Origin of the sequence: Streptomyces sp. NBC_00576 (genome assembly GCF_036345175.1) — a bacterium.
GTDB lineage: Bacteria > Actinomycetota > Actinomycetes > Streptomycetales > Streptomycetaceae > Streptomyces.
Genome location: NZ_CP107780.1, coordinates 4,832,822 through 4,850,968 on the forward strand (window position 1 = coordinate 4,832,822; position 18,147 = coordinate 4,850,968).

The 18,147-nt window shown below is 70.8% G+C and carries 20 protein-coding genes and 1 pseudogene; 12 read left to right on the plus strand and 9 right to left on the minus strand.

The features are described from left to right. Positions 1-152: 152 nt before the first annotated feature. The 5 genes and pseudogenes from OG734_RS20615 to OG734_RS20635 form a co-directional block, all read right to left on the minus strand. On the minus strand, positions 153-758 hold the full coding sequence (locus OG734_RS20615; RefSeq protein WP_330289001.1) for a dihydrofolate reductase family protein: 606 nt from the start codon (positions 756-758) through the stop codon (positions 153-155). A 151-nt stretch (positions 759-909) separates the two neighbouring features. Beyond that, positions 910-1,983, minus strand: coding sequence for an EamA family transporter (locus tag OG734_RS20620; RefSeq protein ID WP_330289002.1), 1,074 nt, complete (start codon positions 1,981-1,983; stop codon positions 910-912). Positions 1,984-2,139: 156 nt separating this feature from the next. After that, positions 2,140-3,270 (minus strand): lipid II:glycine glycyltransferase FemX, encoded by a 1,131-nt coding sequence (locus OG734_RS20625; RefSeq protein WP_330289003.1) that lies wholly within the window; start codon positions 3,268-3,270, stop codon positions 2,140-2,142. A 39-nt stretch (positions 3,271-3,309) separates the two neighbouring features. Then, positions 3,310-3,513 (minus strand): annotated as a pseudogene (locus tag OG734_RS20630) (nucleotidyltransferase family protein); the annotation flags it as partial. Positions 3,514-3,540: 27 nt separating this feature from the next. After that, entirely contained in the window at positions 3,541-3,777 is a 237-nt protein-coding gene (locus OG734_RS20635) for a GntR family transcriptional regulator (RefSeq protein ID WP_330289005.1), read from the minus strand. A 194-nt stretch (positions 3,778-3,971) separates the two neighbouring features. Between OG734_RS20635 and OG734_RS20640 the strand changes: the two genes are divergently transcribed. From OG734_RS20640 to OG734_RS20660, 5 genes are all read left to right on the plus strand, one after another. Then, positions 3,972-4,253, plus strand: coding sequence for a hypothetical protein (locus OG734_RS20640; RefSeq protein ID WP_330289006.1), 282 nt, complete (start codon positions 3,972-3,974; stop codon positions 4,251-4,253). Continuing rightward, positions 4,253-4,567 carry a hypothetical protein gene (locus OG734_RS20645; RefSeq protein ID WP_330289007.1) on the plus strand — a complete coding sequence of 105 codons (315 nt, stop codon included), beginning with the start codon at positions 4,253-4,255 and terminating at the stop codon, positions 4,565-4,567. The genes OG734_RS20640 and OG734_RS20645 overlap by 1 nt, the downstream gene beginning before the upstream one ends. 344 nt (positions 4,568-4,911) lie before the next feature. Next, the gene (locus OG734_RS20650; RefSeq protein ID WP_330289008.1) at positions 4,912-5,850 is read left to right on the plus strand and encodes an aldo/keto reductase; all 939 of its coding nucleotides are present in this window, start codon (positions 4,912-4,914) and stop codon (positions 5,848-5,850) included. A 19-nt stretch (positions 5,851-5,869) separates the two neighbouring features. Next, complete coding sequence (locus OG734_RS20655) at positions 5,870-6,217, plus strand: MerR family transcriptional regulator (protein WP_330289009.1); 348 nt, start codon at positions 5,870-5,872, stop codon at positions 6,215-6,217. 243 nt (positions 6,218-6,460) lie between these two features. Continuing rightward, entirely contained in the window at positions 6,461-7,558 is a 1,098-nt protein-coding gene (locus OG734_RS20660; protein ID WP_330289010.1) for a HEAT repeat domain-containing protein, read from the plus strand. A gap of 82 nt (positions 7,559-7,640) precedes the next feature. On the opposite strand, the gene OG734_RS20665 is transcribed toward OG734_RS20660, so the two are convergent. Together OG734_RS20665 and OG734_RS20670 are read right to left on the minus strand one after the other, a co-directional pair. Further along, positions 7,641-8,264, minus strand: coding sequence for a nucleotidyltransferase family protein (locus OG734_RS20665; protein ID WP_330289011.1), 624 nt, complete (start codon positions 8,262-8,264; stop codon positions 7,641-7,643). Positions 8,265-8,291: 27 nt separating this feature from the next. Next, complete coding sequence (locus tag OG734_RS20670; RefSeq protein WP_330289012.1) at positions 8,292-8,534, minus strand: GntR family transcriptional regulator; 243 nt, start codon at positions 8,532-8,534, stop codon at positions 8,292-8,294. A 145-nt stretch (positions 8,535-8,679) separates the two neighbouring features. On the opposite strand from OG734_RS20670, the gene OG734_RS20675 reads away from it, so the two are divergent. Continuing rightward, positions 8,680-8,991, plus strand: a complete 312-nt coding sequence (locus OG734_RS20675) for a hypothetical protein (protein WP_330289013.1) — start codon at positions 8,680-8,682, stop codon at positions 8,989-8,991. Next, positions 8,991-9,311: a hypothetical protein gene (locus OG734_RS20680; protein WP_330289014.1), complete on the plus strand. Its 321-nt coding sequence runs from the start codon at positions 8,991-8,993 to the stop codon at positions 9,309-9,311. Before OG734_RS20675 ends, OG734_RS20680 begins: the two co-directional genes overlap by 1 nt. A gap of 149 nt (positions 9,312-9,460) precedes the next feature. Here the strand turns inward: OG734_RS20680 and OG734_RS20685 are convergent, their stop codons facing one another. Together OG734_RS20685 and OG734_RS20690 are read right to left on the minus strand one after the other, a co-directional pair. After that, a complete protein-coding gene (locus OG734_RS20685; RefSeq protein ID WP_330289015.1) occupies positions 9,461-10,240 on the minus strand; it encodes a metallophosphoesterase family protein in 780 nt (259 codons plus the stop codon). Beyond that, entirely contained in the window at positions 10,237-13,086 is a 2,850-nt protein-coding gene (locus tag OG734_RS20690; RefSeq protein ID WP_330289016.1) for an FAD-binding and (Fe-S)-binding domain-containing protein, read from the minus strand. Before OG734_RS20690 ends, OG734_RS20685 begins: the two co-directional genes overlap by 4 nt. 235 nt (positions 13,087-13,321) lie before the next feature. Here OG734_RS20690 and OG734_RS20695 point away from each other — a divergent pair, with 235 nt between their 5' ends. Genes OG734_RS20695 through OG734_RS20715 form a run of 5 tightly spaced genes read left to right on the plus strand, consistent with a single transcriptional unit; the run spans position 13,322 to position 18,140 of the window. After that, entirely contained in the window at positions 13,322-15,346 is a 2,025-nt protein-coding gene (locus OG734_RS20695) for an ATP-binding protein (RefSeq protein WP_330289017.1), read from the plus strand. After that, positions 15,346-15,807: a roadblock/LC7 domain-containing protein gene (locus OG734_RS20700; RefSeq protein ID WP_330289018.1), complete on the plus strand. Its 462-nt coding sequence runs from the start codon at positions 15,346-15,348 to the stop codon at positions 15,805-15,807. The genes OG734_RS20695 and OG734_RS20700 overlap by 1 nt, the downstream gene beginning before the upstream one ends. Further along, on the plus strand, positions 15,804-16,187 hold the full coding sequence (locus OG734_RS20705; RefSeq protein ID WP_330289019.1) for a DUF742 domain-containing protein: 384 nt from the start codon (positions 15,804-15,806) through the stop codon (positions 16,185-16,187). Before OG734_RS20700 ends, OG734_RS20705 begins: the two co-directional genes overlap by 4 nt. Next, a complete protein-coding gene (locus tag OG734_RS20710; RefSeq protein ID WP_443064882.1) occupies positions 16,168-16,920 on the plus strand; it encodes a GTP-binding protein in 753 nt (250 codons plus the stop codon). Before OG734_RS20705 ends, OG734_RS20710 begins: the two co-directional genes overlap by 20 nt. Continuing rightward, complete coding sequence (locus OG734_RS20715) at positions 16,917-18,140, plus strand: cytochrome P450 (protein ID WP_330289020.1); 1,224 nt, start codon at positions 16,917-16,919, stop codon at positions 18,138-18,140. Before OG734_RS20710 ends, OG734_RS20715 begins: the two co-directional genes overlap by 4 nt. Positions 18,141-18,147: the final 7 nt, after the last annotated feature.

Consider the following 18,147-nt stretch of genomic DNA (forward strand, 5'->3'; position numbering starts at 1 on the left):
GACCTTCTTCCAGTGGGCGGCGGCCTGGTCTCGATTCTCCGGGATGGCGCGGCATCGCCACCCGTTACGCGAAGACCGCGACCATCTACCTGGCCCGACTCCACGTCGCGGGCATCTTCCTCTGCTCCGCTCGGTGATCCGAACGAAACCGCTCAGTAGCTGTCGTAGCTGGGCTTGCCGTTCGGCCGGTAGACGCCGACGATGGTGCCGCCCTTCGTCGTCGAGACGCTGACCGGCTCCAGCGCGGTGGGGATCGCTCCGTCGGCGAACAGCCGCTTGCCGGTGCCGATGATCACCGGATGGATGGTCAGCCGGTACTCGTCGACGAGGCCGTGCCGCATGAGGGTCTGGGCGAGGTCGCCGCTGCCGACGACGTTGATGTTGCCGCCGTCGGACGCCTTCAGATCGCGTACGGCGTCGGCGATGTCGCCCTCCAGCAGCGTGGAGTTCTGCCACTCGACGGACGTCAGGGTCCGAGACGCCACGTACTTGTGCATGCTGTTCATCCGATCGGTGAACGGGTTGCGGGGATCGGCGGTCGGCCAGTACGACGCGAAGATGTCGTACGTCTTGCGGCCGAGCAGCATCGCGTCGGAGTGCTCGTACCAGCCCGCGATGGCCGTGCCGACCTCGTCGTCGGCCACCGGTTTCTGCCAGCCGCCGTGCTCGAAGCCGCTCTCAGCGTCCTCGTCCGGACCGCCCGGCGCCTGCATGACGCCGTCCAGCGACAGGAACGTGCAAATGGTGATCTTGCGCATGGTGCGCTCCCTTCGTCGACAGGTAGACCGCACAACCGCCGGAAACTCATCGCCGGAACTTCCACGGGCGCAGTACTCGGGCCGTCGTTGGATCAGCCCGGCTGTGAGGGGCGGTGCCTCTTGGACGCCGGGATGATCCAAATGACAGGCCTTAGGCCTCCAACTCCAGGGGCTTCCGGGCCACTTGAGCCGATCCAGTGGCCTCCTCGACACCGCCGACCGGGGCCTTCTTCCGGCCCACCTGTGTCCGTACCGCCCCCATGCTCGCCACGATGACGAGGGAGATCGCGAGGGCCTCGGGGGCGGAGAGGGCCTGGTCGAGGATCAGGAACCCGGCGGTCGCGGCGACGGCGGGCTCCAGGCTCATCAGGATCGCGAAGGTGGAGGCGGGCAGGCGTCGCAGGGCGAGAAGTTCAAGCGTGTACGGCAGCACGGAGGACAGGACGCCCACCGCCGCACCCAGGGCCACGGTGGTCGGGTCGAGCAGCTGCTCTCCGGACTCGACGACCCCCAACGGCAGAAACACCACCGCGGCGACCACCATGGCGAGCGCCAGCCCGTCGGCCTGCGGGAACCGTCGCCCCGTACGGGAACTCAGGACGATGTACGCCGCCCACATGGCACCGGCGGCAAGGGCGAAGGCGGCCCCTACGGGATCGAGGGTGTTGAAGCCGCCCCCGCCGAGCAGGAAGACGCCGGCGAGGGCGAGACCGGCCCAGGCGAGATTGAGGGCGCGCCGGGAGGCGATGACGGACAGGACGAGCGGCCCGAGCACCTCCAGCGTGACGGCGGGGCCGAGCGGAATCCGTCCGATGGCCTGATAGAACAGCCCGTTCATGGCGGCCATGGTCACCCCGAAGAGGACGACCACTCCCCAGTCACCGCGCGAGTACCCACGCACCCTGGGCCGGCACACCAACAGCATGATCACGGCGGCGGCCACCAGCCGCAGCGTCACGATCCCGAAGGCCCCGGCCCTCGGCAACAGCGTCACGGCGAGCGCCCCGCCGAACTGCACGGATATCCCCCCGGACAGCACCAGCCCAACGGCCCCGAGGGTCCCCCACCCCTTACGCGCCCCGCGGTGCCGCCCCCGAGAGCCCCCCGGGGCGGGAGCGACCACAGCGGGCAGGTTGGCAGAAGGCAACGCGGCGTCACCCACCCCGGCCGCCACAACCGGTCCGGCCACGACGGCCCACGAGGGCAGACGCTCAACACTGGGCATCTTTACAGGGCCTTCCCAGGATCTACGCGCGATCTCCGTACAATGAGATGCACCTTACCGTCCAGAGTAATGGACCAGGAAGGGCATGCGAACCCGTGTACACCTGACGCGCCCCGGCCCGCGCTCCGGCGCGCCTACCTCCCCGCCCTCCCTCCGTCAGCGCCGGGACATGTACAGATCCAGCGCCTTGTGCAGCAGCCGATTGAGGGGCAGGTCCCACTCCCCCAGATACTCGGCCGCCTCACCCCCCGTACCGACCTTGAAGCGCAGCAGGCCGAGCAGGTGGTTGGAGTCCTCCAGCGTGTCCGTGATGCCGCGCAGGTCGTACACGGCGGCGCCCAGCTCATGAGCGTCGGCCATCATGCGCCACTGCATGGCGTTGTTGGGCTGGACCTCGCGCCGACGGCTCGTGGAGGCTCCGTACGAGTACCAGACGTGCTCGCCGACGGTGAGCATCGTGGCTGCTGCAAGCACTTCGCCTTCGTGATGGGCGAGATAGAGACGCATACGGTCGGGGTCTTCTGCGGTCAGCGCGCTCCACATGCGCTGGAAGTAGGGCAGCGGGCGCGGAAGGAAGCGATCACGTTCCGCCGTCTCGGCGTAGAGGGAGTAGAAGGCCGGCAGATCCTCGTAGCCACCCCGGACCACCGTCACGCCCGCCTTCTCGGCCTTCTTGATGTTGCGCCGCCACTGCTGGTTGAGCCCTCGGTGAATGTCCTCCAACGACCGCCCGGCGAACGGCACTTGGAACACGTACCGGGGCTGCCCCGCAGCGAACCCGCCGTCCTCCCCGCCCGGCTCGCTCTGCTGCCAGCCCATCCGTCGCAGCCGGTCGGCGACATCAAAGGCGTGCGGTTCGTACGAGGTGGCCTCGGCGTCGCGCAGCCGCCGTGCCGCCGGATCGGCGATCGCCGCTTTCACCGCGTCCGCACTCCACCGGCGTACGACGACAGGCGGCCCCATCTTGACCGAGAAGGCGCCCTGGCTCTTCAGATACGCGGCCATCGGCACCAGCCACCGGTCAAGATCCGGCGCCGCCCAGTCGATCAGCGGCCCCTCGGGCAGATAGGCGAGGTACCGCTTGAGCCTGGGCAACGGCCGGTACAGCACCAGCCCGGCGCCGACGAGCCTCCCAGCCCCCTCATCGTCGAACCAACCCAGGCTCTCCGCCCGCCAGTCGGGCTTCACGTCACCCCACGAGGGCACCTGCATATGGCTGGCGGAGGGCCGGCCCGCGACGAACCCCAGATGCTCGGCACGGCTGATGGGCTGGACACGGAGTGGCACGAGCGGGGCTCCTTCAGCAGGTTCGGCCTACCACCCTAGGAGATCAACTCCGGCGGTCCCGTCCGTGGGCGGCCTGTCCGTGACCACGTTCCACACGGTCTGGAACAGGCACCCGGCCGTCAGATACCACCCGGGCAGATCCAGCGTCGCGGTGCGGGCCAGCACCTCCACCAACACGTCGTTGCGGGACAACACCTCGCGCAGAGCCCCGAGTTGTTCATCGAGGGCAAGCCGACCGATCATCGGCCCTGCCTACCACAGGGCAACGCCTTACGCCTCGGGGCGCTCGGCAACGAAAGAGCCCAGGCCCGGTTCGGTGTAGATGAGCCCCTCCGCGCGCAGGCCCTTGTGCACCTTCTGCGCAGTCACGGCGGCGATACCGAACTCCGCGGTGATCTCCACAACGGACGGGATGCGAGTCCGTGGCGGGTACGTGCCGTCCTCGATACGGCGGCGGATCACCTCGGCCACCTGGCGCCAGCGGGGGATATCGGCAGCAAATTCCATCACCGCACCACCATGCGCAGACGGCCGTATTCTGCGCGATTCACAGTTCACCGCTCATGCAGCAGTAGACCGCAGTAGGGTATAGCTTTGAAAGACCCCGGCAACGGATTCCGGCCGCCCCGGGGCATGGCCACCAGTCAACTTGAACGGAGCTGATGACAGTGAATGACCCTATCGGCCGTCTCATCATCTGGGTGAGCACTCTGCTCACCCCACGCGGCACGCACCGCCGCACACTCCCGACCGTCTCCCTTCTCGTACCGACCGCTCCACCGCCCGCCCGAACCACACTCCCCACCCACCGCAGCCCCTACGGCATGGACGCCGGCGCCCGTATCGACGGCACCGCCACCAGGTCCGTACGGCCGTACCTCACCGCCCATGAACAGCGGCTGCGGCGACGGGAGTTGGCCATGACCACCCTGAGGCTGGACATGCCCGGCCCGTACTGGTTCCACGGGACGGAGGTCGCCTGATGCGAGCGGAACCGGAGTCGACGAACGCCCCCGAACTGCCGTACCAGCCACGCCTGTTGCCCTGGTCCGGCCAACAGGGCAAGCCCTGTTATCTGATCACCGACGCCCACGGCGGCCCCGTGTCCCGCCTGGCCGACGCGACGGAGTCCATCCAGCTCGGCATGGGCACCGAACTCCTCGCCCACGCCCGCGAACTACTCCCGGACACGCCACTCGGCGAACTCCGTTTCCTCGCCGAGAGGTTGACGGAGGCTCTCCGGGATGCGCTTCGCGTGGCCGAGAGCCGGGGACAGCGGTTGAGCCGGCTGAACTGAGCCGCAGGGACACCCGCCCGACGCCGTGCTGGGGGCCCGGAGCCGTCCGGGCCCTCATCGCTGTGTCACTGGCCGCGGTTGTCGTTCGCGGTGACTTCGGAAGCTGATCCGCCGCCCAGGGCCAGTTGCCAGTGCCGGCAGAAAGACTGCCCAGCGTGATCGAACCCAATCCGAAGGCGGACCTCCTCCGCTGGTGCGAGCTGTTCGGTAGGCCGCTTACCAAGATCGCGGCCGACGGGGGCATCGTCACGCGCGTCCGTCGCACGAGGCGGAGACCGGGTCCCGGACCGTCCGCCACGACCGCCCTTGACCTGGAGCGCGCTCCAGATACGAGCATGGGCGGCATGAACACCACCGATCCCCAGATCGTCCTCGGAACAATGGACTTCGGCACCCGCGTCGATCCCGACCGGGCCTTCGCGATCCTCGACTCCTTCGTCGCCGGCGGCGGTGTCTGGCTCGACACCGCGAACTGCTACTCCTTCTGGAACGACCCCAGTGGCGTCGGCGGCGCCAGCGAGCGCGTGATAGGCGCGTGGCTTCGGGCCCGCCCGGGCGCGCGCGACGCGGTACGGATCGCGACGAAGGTCCGGCAGAACCCGCTCGTCCCGCACTCCTGGCCGAAGAGCGCCGAAGGACTTTCCGCCCCCGCCGTCCACGCCGGTGTGGAGGAGAGCCTGGGACGTCTGGGAGTCGATCACATCGATCTGCTGTGGGCCCACGCCGAGGACCGCACCGTTCCACTGGAGGAGACGGTCGGCGCATTCGGCGAGTTGGTCGCAAAGGGAGTAGCTCTGCGGGTGGGGGCGGCGAACCACGCCGCCTGGCGCGTCGAGCGCGCCCGGTCACTCGCGCGGGAGCAGCGCGTGGAACCGTGGACGGCCCTGCAACTGCGCCACTCACTCGTCCAGCCGCGCCCGCTCACCCCTCTCGCGGAGGCCGGCCACCGCATGCTCGCCGCCGAGGACCTGGACCTCGCGCGGTCGGAGGGGCTCGCCGTATGGTCGTACAGCGCGCTGATGTGGGGTTCCTACGTGCGCGCGGACAAACCGCTTCCGCAAACATATGACCACCCCGGAACCATCCAGGTGCTCTCGGTCCTGGACGACGTCGCCCGCGAGCTCTCGGCCACGCGGAACCAGGTCGTCCTGGCATGGCTGATGCGGCAGGGGATCGACCCCATCGTCGGCGCGAGCCGGGTGGAGCAGATCGAGGAGGCACTCGCCGCACGCCGTGTGCGGCTCAGCGACGAGCACCTGGCGCGCTTCGACGAAGCGCGATAGCAGCCGCCCAAGGAGCCTCATGACCACCATCGCCCCGGCCACCGCCGCCGACCGTACTGGTGTCTCCATCGACACACTGCGCTACTACGAGCGCGAAGGGCTCATCGGCCCGATCCGGCGCTCCGCCGGCGGGCGCAGGGAGTACACCGAAGACGACCTCTTCTGGATCGGCCTGGTCACGTGCTTCCGCGAGGCCGGCCTCGGCATCGCGGACCTGCGGGAGTTCGTCGCCATTCTGCGCGCCGAACACTCTCCGCAGGACCGGGTCGCCTTCCTTCGCGGGCGCCGGTCCGCCCTGGAGCAGCGGGCGGCGGCTCTGTGCCGGGCCATGGAGGTTCTCGACGAGAAGATCGCCTACTACAGCTGAGGGCCGGGAGCCCCGCACTCGGCTCCCGCCCTGTCCACCCCGCCTTGCCCACGATCCCGAACTCCACGCCGTCGGAGCCGGCAACGGCGCAACCTCAGGTGAGACATGCCTGCCGGGACCCCCGGTAGCCCTGCGCAACCGGTTGTCAGTGCTGTTCGGCAGGGTGTGCATGTGACGAATCGAGACGAGGAACGTGGCACCCCCATCTGGTCGCGACTGCCTTCGACGGCCAGAGAGCTGCTCATGGCAACTGAATGGGGCGCCCTGCAGCATGCATATGGGAGCGCCGAGGACACCCCGCCGTACCTGTGCCAACTCCTGAACGAGGATCCCGAGGTGCAGGCCGAGGCACTGGGAATGCTCGATATGTCCGTGCTGCATCAAGGATCCCTGTACAGCTCCACCCCGCCGGCCGCACTGTTCGTCGCAGCGATCCTGACCCACCGCCAAACATTGGCCGAGCACGAGAGCTTCTTCCCCTGGGACGACCGGACCCGACCCCTACGGGCCGCACTACTCGACTGGCTCGGCCAGATCGCCGACTCGGCCTCCTACGGCGAGGTTCCCGGCAGCGAGGACGAGTGCGGGGATGAGTACGACGGCGAGGACGAAGACGAGCTCGAAGCGATCCACGCATGCCGGAGTATCCGACGCGAGCTCTACGACGCGGTCGAACCGTTCCTCGACGATCCGCATCCGGACACCCGAGAGGCAGCCCTCGGAGCGGTCACCCTGCTTCTGAAGGCACCCGGCCTCGCCGAACTCGTTCCCCGCGCCGCCCACCGCCTGCGTAGCGTTCTCGCAGCGGACGGCAGCCGCCGAGAACGCTCCTCCGCAGCTCTGGCCTTGGGCGCCTGGGGCCAGGACACCACCGGCCTCCTCAACGATCCTGATCCAGCCGTGCGCACCTGCGCCGCCCTGGCCAGCGGATGCGCGCGCATGCCACGCGCCACCGCCGTCCTGCTCGAAGCCCTGCAAAACCCGGTCGAGGCAGACCACTGGTTCCCCGACGCACTCCCTCAATTCGACGGCTGGCTCCGCTTCACCCTCCTGCAGGCCGTCCTTGACCGCGTCGATGCCTTCGAAGACCTGGCTCCGGCGGCCATGGCCCTTATACCGCTCGCCAGCGACTTCACCGTCGACCGCGACTGGGGTCCGCTGCTCGTCAAAGCCTTCCCCACCGGCTACAGCCCCGGCCTGCCACTGTCGGCCGCGCAACGAGAGCTCCTGCAAGCCGTCACCGCCAATGACAACTGCTGGGGGAACATCGGCAACAAATTCCGCTGGCTCAGGAAAGTCGGCCTGCCAGAACAGCGGGCCGCCATCCGAGCCCTGCTCTGATCACATGGCCGCCGACGGCCCGGGTGCTCGACGCCCGTCGCCCGGCGGCAGCCCAGGGCCACTGAGCGGTACCCCCTGGCGATCAGCTCCGGCTGTCCCGTGACCCCCTCGGCCGAGGCCAGTCCAGCACCGTCAGCTCGGGCCACTGCTCCCCCCACCGCGCCGCCTTCGCCTCGTAGACGGCCTGCGGGGCAAGGACCGGGTTCGGCCGGACGACGAGGTTGAACACGTCCGAGAGCCCGTGCGGCGCGTACACACGCCACTGGCCGTCCCGTTCCAGGCGTACGCCCAGACAGCACGTCGTCGCCGCGAAACTGTCGATCGCCGCCTCGGTGGACCGGTACGGCGGGCACGGGACGCCGAACTTCTCCTCGTACCAGAGGTGGACCCGGGCCTCGTTGCGGATCTCGACCTCGGCGGGCAGGCCGGCGAAGACCTCGCGCCCAGCACCGATCGCCCTGTTCTCCGCCTCCCACGACAGGTCACCGTCGTCGAAGTAGAAGACGTCGTAGTCCTTGATGCCGTCCGTGGGCGGCCTGTCCGTGACCACGTTCCACACGGTCTGGAACAGGCACCCGGCCGTCAGATACCACCCGGGCAGATCCAGCGTCGCGGTGCGGGCCAGCACCTCCACCAACACGTCGTTGCGCGACAACACCTCGCGCAGAGCCCCGAGTTGTTCATCGAGGGCAAGCCGACCGATCATCGGCCCTGCATACCACAGGGCAACGCCTTACACCTCGGGGCGCTCGGCGACGAAAGAGCCCAGGCCGACCTCTGCACGGATCAGCCCCTCCGCCTTGAGGTGGGCCAGCGCCTTCTGGGCGGTGGAACTCGCGATGCCGAACTCGGCGGACAGTTCAACGACCGACGGCACACGGGCACCCACCGGGTACTCCCCGTCGGCGATGCGGGCGGTGATGACTGCGGCGACCTGGCGCCAGACGGGTCGGGTTCGATCGAGCTCGGGTGTCATGCAGTTGACGCTAAAACTCTGCGGTAGACCGCGCGACCGCGGTAGACTTCGGTAGACCGCGATTGGATAGCCGAGAAGACCCCCGCAACGGGAGCAAGCCGTTCGGGGGCACGGCCACCAGCTGAACCAGACAGGAGCTGATGACATGAGCGACCTTATCGGCCGCCTCATCACTTGGGTGGGCCTGCTAGCCACCCCACACGGCACCCACCGCCGCACACACCCGACCACCCCCCTCACGCCCACCAGTCCGCCCCCAGCCCGAACCCCACTCCCCACCCACCGCAGCCCCTACAGCCTGGACGCCGGCACCCGTATCGATGGCACCACCACCAGGTCCGTACGCCCGTACCTCACCGCTCATGAACAGCGGCTACGGCACCGGGAGTTGGCGACGGCCACCCTGGGGATCGACGTGCCCGGCCCGTACTGGATCCACGGGACGGAGGTCGCCTGATGCGAGCGGAAACGGAACCGGAGTCGACGAATGCCCCCGAACTGCCGCACCGGCCACGTCTGTTGCCCTGGACCGGCCAGGAGGGCAAGCCCTGTTACCTGATCGCCGACGACCACGGCGGCCCCGTGTCCCGCCTGGCCGACGCGACGGAGTCCATCCAGCTCGGCATGGGCACGGAACTCCTCGCCCACGCCCGCGAACTGCTCCCGGACACGCCACGCGGCGAACTCCGCTTTCTGGCCGAGCGATTGACGGAAGCCCTCCGGGATGCGCTCCGCGTGGCCGAGAGCCGGGGGCAACGGCTGAACCGGCTGAACTGAGCGGCAGGGCCGCCAGCCTGATGACGCGATGGCGGGCCCGAAGCCGACCCGGGCCCCATCACCGTGCCCACATGGCCACGCCTGCTCAGCGATAGCTCGACCGAGGCGCCCTGAACCGCCCTTGGTCACGCCGCCCGGCTTCACCCGCCTCACCCCGTCGGCGCCTCTCCTCTCCCGTCACGCGGCCCGAACGCGCCCAACGCCTCCGCGTCCGTCGCCCGGGCGTTCAGGTAGTAGTCGGCCCAGTCGGCGATCTCCGGGTACGCGCACTCCGCGACGAGGCGGGTGATCGCGGCCGGGATGTCGTACCGCGTCACGCGCAGGTCGGTGCCGGGGCCGAGGAGGCACCAGTGGGCGCCCGGGCGGCCGTACGGCATGCCGATGCTGCCGGGGTTCACGACGAGGCGGCCGTGGGCGAGGCGGACGTACGGCATGTGGGTGTGCCCGCAGACCACCGTGCGGACCGTTTCGGGGACGTCCGCGAAGACTTCTGTCCAGCGATCGGGGCGGGAGTCCACCAGGACGATCTCCTCGTCGTCGCGGGGTGTGGCGTGGCAGAAGAGGACGTCGCCGAGTCCACGGACGGGGAGGGTGAGGGAGGTGGGCAGGGCCGCCAGGAACTCGACGTCGGTGTCCGTGAGTTGGGCTGCTGCGAAGGGGGCGATGGGGTCGGGGATCGACGTCCGCTTTCCTCGTCGGTACTCGACCAGTTCCCGGTCCGCGTTCCCGGCGATCCACAGCACCCGGTCGCCCTGTTCTCGGAGGAGGGTGAGAACCTCTGCCGGCTGGGGGCCCGCCGTGATGTCCCCCGTCAGGACGACGCGCTCCGCGGCGGCCACTTCCGGCTCGGCGAGCACCGCTTCAAGGGCCGGGAGCACCCCGTGGATGTCGGAGAGGACGGCCACCCGGTTCAACTCGGCCGCGCTCATGTCGCGTCCCCTTCCAGTTCCAGTTCCGTTTCGAGTTTCTCCGCCAGCACCTCCGCCAGATGCCGCCCCCGCACCCCGCCCAACTGCTGAAGCTGCGTCCGGCACGAGAACCCGTCCGCCAGCACCACAGCCCCCTCCCCCGCCTCCCGCACCGCCGGCAGCAGCCGCTCCTCCGCGCAGGCCGTCGACACCTCGTAGTGGCCCTTCTCGAAGCCGAAGTTGCCGGCCAGCCCGCAGCAGCCGCCTGCCAGTTCACCCGTCAGGCCGGCGGCCTCCCGCAACCGTCTGTCCGCCGCGTCGCCCAGTACCGCGTGCTGGTGGCAGTGGGTCTGGCCGGTCGCCGGGCGGTCCACTCGGGGCGGGGTCCAGTCGGGGGCGTGGCGTTCCAGGGTCTCCGCGAAGGTGAGGACCGCGTTCGCGAGGCGCCGCGCGCGTGGGTCGTCGTGCAGCAGTTCCGGGAGGTCCGTACGGAGTGCTGCCGCGCAGCTCGGCTCCAGGACCACCACCGGGGTCCCCGTCTCCAGTACCGGTTCCATGATGTCGAGCGTGCGGCGCAACACCGCCCGGGCTCGGTCCAGTTGGCCGGTCGAGACGTAAGTCAGGCCGCAGCAGACCCCGGTGCGGGCGGGCGGCGGCAGCGTCACCTCCAGGCCCGCCGCCTCCAGTACGCGTACGGCCGCCCGCCCCACCGACGGTGTCAGGTGCTCCGTGAAGGTGTCGGGCCAGACCATGACAATCCGGCGCCCGCTGTCCCTCCCGGGGACCCGCCTCCCCCACCACCGGCTGAACGTCTCCCTCGCCACCGCCGGAATCTCCCGCTCGGGCGCGATTCCGCCCAGCCGTTTCGCCAGCGCCGCCAACACGCCTACCGAGGCGAGGGAGTTGAGCACCCACGCCGTACGTGTACGAGCGACAGCCCTCAGCCACACCGGCAGCCAGCCCATCGCATAGTGCGCCGCCGGGCGCAGTCGGCCGGACCAGTGGTGGTGGAGGAACTCGGCCTTGTACGTGGCCATGTCGACCTCGACCGGGCAGTCCGAGCGGCAGCCCTTGCAGGAGAGGCACAGGTCCAGCGCGTCGCGGACCTCCTCCGACCGCCAGCCGTCCGTGATCACCTCGCCGGCGAGCATCTCGTGCAGCAGCCTGGCACGCCCGCGCGTGGAGTGCGCCTCCTCACCCGTCACCCGGAAGGACGGGCACATCACATCCGAGCCTCCACCGCCCCCCGTACCGAGCGTCGGCGCCGGTGTACGGCACTTGGCCACGCCCACACACCTGCTCACCGCCGCCGAGAAGTCCCCGCCGTCCGCCGGGTAGCCGAAGGCCACGTCCACCGGCTCGCGGGGGAGGACCGCGAAGCGGAGGTTCTCGTCGAGGCGGGCGGGGCGGACCAGCATGCCGGGGTTCAGGAGGTCGTCCGGGTCCCAGAGGGCCTTCGTGCGCTCGAAGAGGGCGATCACCTCGGGGGCGTACATCCTCGGGAGGAGTTCCGCGCGGGCCTGGCCGTCGCCGTGTTCGCCCGAGAGCGAGCCGCCGTGCGACACCACCAGCTCCGCCAGCTCCTCCGAGAAGCGACGGAAGCGGGCCACACCGGGCGCCGTCAGAAGGTCGAAGTCGATGCGTACGTGGATACAGCCGTCGCCGAAGTGGCCGTACGGCGTGCCGCGCAGCCCGTGGTCTCGCAGCAGCCCCCTGAAGTCCCGTAGGTACGCGCCCAGTCGGGGCGGCGGTACCGCGCAGTCCTCCCAGCCGGGCCACGCCGCCGTGCCGTCCGGCATCCTCGTCGCCGTGCCGCTCGCGTCCTCCCGGATGCGCCACAGGGCGCGTTGGCCGGACGGGTCGGACACCACGAGGGCGTCGGTGACGTCCGCCGCGCGCACGATCGCGTCCGCACGCGCGCGTGCCTGAGCCGCTTCCGCGCCGCCCGTCTCCACGAACAGCCAGGCGCCGCCCCGGGGCAGGTCCGTGGCGGTGCGGACCAGGTCGGCGGCCATGCCCTCGACCGTCAGCGGACCGTACGGCAGCAGGCCGGCCGCCGCTTCCGCCGCCGCGCTCTCGTCCGCGTACGCCAGCACGGCCAGCGCACGTGCGCGCGGGGCCTCGACCAGGCGTACGACCGCCTCCGTGACGATGCCCAGGGTGCCTTCCGAGCCGCAGAAGGAGCGGGCGACGTCCGCGCCCTTCTCGGGGAGCAGCGCGTCCAGCGCGTACCCGGAAATGCGGCGAGGGAGATCCGGGAAGCCCGTGCGCAGGCGGGCCAACTCGCCCTCGGCCAGCCGGCGCAGGCCGTCCGGGGCGCCCGCCCAGTCCCGGCCCGGACGGAGGCGGTCGCCGCGCGCGCGAATCACCGTCAGCTCGCGCACGCTGTCCGCGGTCGTGCCCCAGGCGACGGAGTGCGCGCCGCAGGAGTTGTTGCCGATCATGCCGCCGAGCGTGCAGCGGCCGTGGGTCGACGGGTCGGGGCCGAAGCGCAGGCCGTGCGGGGCGGCGGCCTCCTGGAGGCGGTCGAGGACCAGGCCCGGCTGAACAACCGCCGTGTGTTCCTCGTGGTTGAGGGAGAGGAGTTGATTCATGTGCCGGGTGAAGTCCAGAACGACCCCCGTGCCCGTCGCCTGGCCCGCGATCGACGTGCCCCCGCCGCGCGCCACGACGGGCACACCGTGCGCCCGGCAGACGGCCAGGGCCGCCGCCACGTCGTCCGCGTCGCGCGGTGCGACCACGCCCAGCGGGACGCGCCGGTAGTTCGACGCGTCCATGGTGGTCAGCGCCCGGGACGTCGCGTCGAAACCGACCTCGCCCCGAACGGCCCCCCGCAGTTCCGCCTCCAGCGGCCGAAGATCCGTCATGCCCCCAGCATGCCTCCCGCCACTGACAGTGACTGTCCGGGCACCCCGTGAGACGTGGACGGTTTGTGAGGACCGAACCGAAACACCTCAAATTCGATCACTAACTCCCCTATAGTTACGGCCAGTTGAGCACCAACAGTTACTTCACACTCACGAACCGAACGCAGGCAACAGCACCGAGGACACCGCCGAGGACCGACCGAGGAATCGACCGAGACCGACCGAGGACCGCTTGATGACCGCGCCCCGCCAACCCGGCGAACGCCCCGCCTACCGCGCCCTCCTGCCCGCCCCGCTGCTCACCGCCGTGCTCGCCGCGCTGGCGGTGGCCGGCGCGGTCGCCCGGGCGCCGGACGAGGCGCGCGCCCCGCTCACGCTCGGCGGGGCCGTCGCCGCGCTGGTGCTGTGCGTGGCCGTCACCGTCGCCACCCACGGGATCCGGTCCTCCCGGCTGCTGCGCCAACAGCTCGCGACCGTCACCGACGACTCCGGTCGCCTGCTGCACGACCGGGCCCGCCTCACCGAGGAGCTCAACCAGGTACGGGCCGGGCTGACCGCCGATCTCGAACGGGAACACGCGCGCGTGTCCGCCGATCTCACCCGCGAACGCGCCCGTCTCACCGAGGCCTCCGCCCAGGAGTTCACCCGCATCCAGCGGGAGAAGGCCTACGAGATCACCCTGCTCACCGAGGGCAACGCCCGCCTCGCCGAAGAGCTGCGCCGGGCCAACCAGGAGCGGGCGGCGGCCCTCGCGGCCACCGCCAACGCGGCCGGCCGTATGCAGGCGCTGGCCACGAGCACCCTCGCCGACCTGCGCGCGATGGAGGACCGGCACACGGACGAGGACGTCGTCGCCGACCTCCTCCACCTCGACCACCGCACCGCCCAGGCGGGCCGCCTCGCCGACTCGATCGCCGTCCTCTCGGGCGCCCGCTCGGGCCGCCGCTGGGCCCGCCCGATCGTCATGGAGTCGATCCTGCGCGGCGCCATGGGCCGCATCAGCGGGTATCAACGCGTGCGCGTGCACTCCACCAGCGACGCCGCCGTCGCCGGACACGCCGCCGAGGGCGTCATGCACGCGCTCGCCGAACTCCTCGACAACGCCGCGAACTTCTCGCCGCCGACCGCCGAGGTCCACGTGTACGTCGAGGAGGTGCCCGCCGGGGTCATCGTGTCCGTGGAGGACAGCGGCCTGGTCATGGGCGAGGTGCAGCTGCGCCGCGCCGAACAGGCCGTCTCCGGCGAGGTCGGGCGGAACGGGGCGCCCGGGAGGAACGGCGAGAGCACCGTCAGCGTCGGACTCGGCGGCCTCACCGGCACCCGCCTCGGTCTCTCCGTCGTCGGCCGGCTGGCCCGCAAGTACGGCCTCAAGGTCTCCTTCCGCCCCTCCGCGCGCGGGGGCACCGGCGTCCTGGTGCTCATCCCACAGGACATCCTGGCCGGGGACACGGTCGCGGCGGAGCCGCTGCCGATGCCGACACCGCCGACACCGCCGACGCGGATGGCACCGCCGGTACCGGAGGCACCCACGGCGCCCGTGCCCACGCCCGGCGAACCCTGGGAGGCCCGTTCCGAGGAACAGGGCCAGGACCAGGACCCGCGGGTGTCGTACGCGGAGGAGGCTCACGCGGACTGGCCGTACCCGGAGGAGCCGTATCCGACGGGACCGTACGCGGACGGGCCCTCCGCGCAGGAGGCGTACCCGGAGCAGCCCTACGCGGGGCAGCCGTACGCGGAACAGCCGTACGCGGGGCAGCCGTACGCGGAACAGCCGTACGCGGGGCAGTCGTACCCGGAGCAGTCGTACGGAGCCGCTCGCGCCGCCGTCGGCGACCTGGACCCGGACCCCGTGCCCACCCACGAGTCCCCCGACCATGCCCCAGCCCCGGCACCGGCACCGGCACCGGCACCGGAGCACTCGGAGAGCCACACCGCGGACGTGCCCTCCAGTGTGCTGCCGCAGCGACGCCGTGGCCGTACGCTCGCCGAGGCCGAGCGCGCCCGGGGAGCCGCACGGGCCGACGAGTCGAGGTTCTCGATCCCTCTCGCGCCGCCCGACCCCGAACCCGACGACACGCGCGAGCGTGTGGCCCGTTTCGGGATTTTCCGGCAGGCCGTACGCGGCACCGTGCCTGACCAGGCGGCCTTCCAGGGCAGTACGAGCCCGGAACAGGCACCCGCACCTGCACCCGCACCCCCGGCTGAAGCCGCGCCGCCGTCCCCCACCTCCACCTCCCACCCGGAAGGCGACCCCACCTGATGACCGGCACCGGTACTGGCCTCGGCCCCGGCCCGACGACCGCCGACGAGAAGCTGACCTGGCTCATCGAGGGTCTCCTGGAGCGCACCCCGGGTGCCCGGCACGCGCTCGTGCTCTCCCGGGACGGCCTGAAGCTGTGCCGTACGCCGGAGCTGTCCGTCGACCAGGCGGACCAGCTCGCCGCGATCGCCGCCGGAATCCAGTCCCTGTCGCACGGCGCGTCCGTGGAGTTCGGGGACGGCACCGGAGGCGTGCGGACCGCGATGACCGAGTTCTACGGCGGGGTGCTGTTCATCGTCGAGGCCGGCCAGGGCGCGCACCTCGCCGTCGTCACCGCCGAGGACGCGGACGCCGGTCTTGTCGGCCACAACATGAGCGAACTCGTCGAGCAGCTCGGGGAGCACCTGCGCGCCCAGCCCAGAACAGTTCAGCCTCGTACGGCCCAGCCCCGTACGGCATGAGCCGACCGGCGGGACAACCGGCAGGACAACCGGGGAACCGCCCGGGAAGGGACGATTCTCCGGACCGTCTCTACACCCTCACCGGAGGGCGCAGCCGCTCCGCGCCCGGCAATCCGTTCGATCTGGTGACGCTGGTCGTCGCCGAGAGCGGTCCGGTACCGGGGATGCAGTCCGAGCACGCGGCGATCCTGCGGCTCACCGAGCGCCCCACGGCGGTGGTGGAGGTCGCCGCCGTGCTGCGGCTGCCGGTGGGCATCACGAAGATCCTGCTCGCCGACCTCCTCGCCGCGGGCCGCGTCAGCGCCCGCCATCCGCGCCGGACCGCCGTTACCGACCCCGACATCCTGGAGCAGGTGCTCGTTGGACTCCGCAACCTCTGACCCGGCAGGAGCCGGCGGCCCCGGCCCCGACGCCGGCCCACGGCCGGCGGCCGACCCACGGCCACCGCTCCACGCCTCCGCCGACAACGGGCTGAAGATCGTGGTCGTCGGCGGCTTCGGGGTCGGCAAGACGACGCTGGTGCGTTCGGTCAGCGAGATACGTCCGCTCAGTACCGAGGAGACGATGACGCGGGCCGGCGAGGCCGTCGACGACGTCAGCGCGGTGCGCGACAAGAACGCGACGACCGTCGCCTTCGACTTCGGCCGCATCACGCTCGACGCCCGCAACGTGCTGTACCTGTTCGGCGCGCCGGGCCAGGAACGCTTCTGGTTCCTCTGGGACCGGCTGTTCGCCGGCGCGCTCGGCGCGGTCGTCCTCGTCGACACCCGCCGCCTCGACGACTCCTGGTACGCCATCGACCGCCTCGAACAGCACGGCACACCGTTCGTCGTGGCCAACAACGACTTCGGCGGCCCCGACTTCGCCCCGCAGGCCATCCGCGACGCGCTCGACCTCGACCCCGACGTACCGCTCGTACACTGCGACGCGCGCGCCCGGAGTTCGAGCAAGCGGGTACTGATCGCGCTCGTGGAACACGCGAAACACCGTTACCAGCGTTCCCGTTCTGGTTCGGGTTCGGGTTCGGGTTCGGGTTCGGGTTCGGGTTCACTCTCACTTTCACGTTCGTACGATGGTCAAGTGTCCGCATCCAACGAGGAGTTGCCCCGGTGACCGCCGCCCATGTCCCCCTCAACGGCCCCCGGTTGCGAACCGAACCCGACCGGCTGTACCGGGAGATGCGGCACGAACACGGGCCGGTGACACCGGTGTTGCTCGACGGGGACGTACCCGCGTGGCTGGTGCTCGGCTACCGCGAACTGCATCAGGTCACCGGCGATTCCGAGCTGTTCAGCCGGGACTCGGGGCTCTGGAACCAGTGGGCGAGGATCCCCGCCGACTGGCCGCACCTGCCGATGATCGGCCGCGGCCAGCCCTCGATCCTCTACACCGTCGGCGAACGCCACCGCCGGCGCGCCGCCATGGTCGGCGGCGCGCTGGAGGAAGCCGATCCGGTCGAACTGCGGGCGTACACCGAGCAGTTCGCGGACGAGCTGATCGACTCGATCTGCGCCCGGGGCGAGGCGGACCTCGTCCAGGAGTACGCGATGCGGCTGCCGGTACGGGTCATGGCCCGGCTCTTCGGTTTCGCCGACGAGGACGGTCCTGGCCTGGTCACCGCGGCGCTCGCCATGACCGACGGGCAGGCGACCGGCATGGCCGGTCAGCAGCACCTGATCGCGTCGATGGGCCGACTGCTGGCCGCCCGCAAGGAGCACCCCTCGGACGACGTGGTCTCGCGGATGCTCGCGAACCCGTACGGCTTCACGGACGAGGAGATCACCCACGACCTGATGATCATGATCGCGGCGGGGAACGATCCGACCGCCCACTGGATGGGCAACTCGCTGCGCCTGATGCTCACGGACGAACGGTTCGCGGCCTCCCTCTTCGGCGGCCGCAGCAGTGTCGCCGAGGCCATGAACGAGGTCCTGTGGGAGGACGCGCCCGTGCAGACCATGCCGGGCCGCTGGGCATCCCGCGACACCCGGCTCGGCGGCCGGCACATCCGTACGGGCGACCTGCTCCTCCTCGGCCTCCAGGGCGCCAACTCCGACCCCCAGGTCCGCACCGACGGCTCCGCCCTCACCGGCGGCAACAACGCCCACTTCTCCTTCGGACACGGGGAACACCGGTGCCCGTTCCCGGCGCAGGAGGTCGCGGAGGTCATCGCGAGGACAGGCATCGAGGTCGTCCTGGACCGCCTCCCGGACATCGACCTGGCAGTCCCCGCCGAGTCCCTGACCCGCCGCCCGTCCCCCTGGCTGCGGGGGCTTACGGAACTGCCGGTGCGGTTCACTCCTACGCCGGCGCTGGGCGTCGTACCGCTGTAGGCCCTTT

What these genes read in the sequence shown, in the direction of transcription:
- OG734_RS20655 (WP_330289009.1), top strand. Translation starts at nt 5,870, where the DNA reads ATGACCACCATCGCCCCGGCCACCGCCGCCGACCGTACTGGTGTCTCC.
- OG734_RS20660 (WP_330289010.1), top strand. Translation starts at nt 6,461, where the DNA reads ATGGCAACTGAATGGGGCGCCCTGCAGCATGCATATGGGAGCGCCGAG.
- OG734_RS20635 (WP_330289005.1), bottom strand. Translation starts at nt 3,777, where the DNA reads ATGGAATTTGCTGCCGATATCCCCCGCTGGCGCCAGGTGGCCGAGGTG.
- OG734_RS20665 (WP_330289011.1), bottom strand. Translation starts at nt 8,264, where the DNA reads ATGATCGGTCGGCTTGCCCTCGATGAACAACTCGGGGCTCTGCGCGAG.
- OG734_RS20695 (WP_330289017.1), top strand. Translation starts at nt 13,322, where the DNA reads ATGACCGCGCCCCGCCAACCCGGCGAACGCCCCGCCTACCGCGCCCTC.
- OG734_RS20700 (WP_330289018.1), top strand. Translation starts at nt 15,346, where the DNA reads ATGACCGGCACCGGTACTGGCCTCGGCCCCGGCCCGACGACCGCCGAC.
- OG734_RS20615 (WP_330289001.1), bottom strand. Translation starts at nt 758, where the DNA reads ATGCGCAAGATCACCATTTGCACGTTCCTGTCGCTGGACGGCGTCATG.
- OG734_RS20690 (WP_330289016.1), bottom strand. Translation starts at nt 13,086, where the DNA reads ATGACGGATCTTCGGCCGCTGGAGGCGGAACTGCGGGGGGCCGTTCGG.
- OG734_RS20685 (WP_330289015.1), bottom strand. Translation starts at nt 10,240, where the DNA reads ATGAGCGCGGCCGAGTTGAACCGGGTGGCCGTCCTCTCCGACATCCAC.
- OG734_RS20705 (WP_330289019.1), top strand. Translation starts at nt 15,804, where the DNA reads ATGAGCCGACCGGCGGGACAACCGGCAGGACAACCGGGGAACCGCCCG.
- OG734_RS20650 (WP_330289008.1), top strand. Translation starts at nt 4,912, where the DNA reads ATGAACACCACCGATCCCCAGATCGTCCTCGGAACAATGGACTTCGGC.
- OG734_RS20620 (WP_330289002.1), bottom strand. Translation starts at nt 1,983, where the DNA reads ATGCCCAGTGTTGAGCGTCTGCCCTCGTGGGCCGTCGTGGCCGGACCG.
- OG734_RS20675 (WP_330289013.1), top strand. Translation starts at nt 8,680, where the DNA reads ATGAGCGACCTTATCGGCCGCCTCATCACTTGGGTGGGCCTGCTAGCC.
- OG734_RS20645 (WP_330289007.1), top strand. Translation starts at nt 4,253, where the DNA reads ATGCGAGCGGAACCGGAGTCGACGAACGCCCCCGAACTGCCGTACCAG.
- OG734_RS20680 (WP_330289014.1), top strand. Translation starts at nt 8,991, where the DNA reads ATGCGAGCGGAAACGGAACCGGAGTCGACGAATGCCCCCGAACTGCCG.
- OG734_RS20670 (WP_330289012.1), bottom strand. Translation starts at nt 8,534, where the DNA reads ATGACACCCGAGCTCGATCGAACCCGACCCGTCTGGCGCCAGGTCGCC.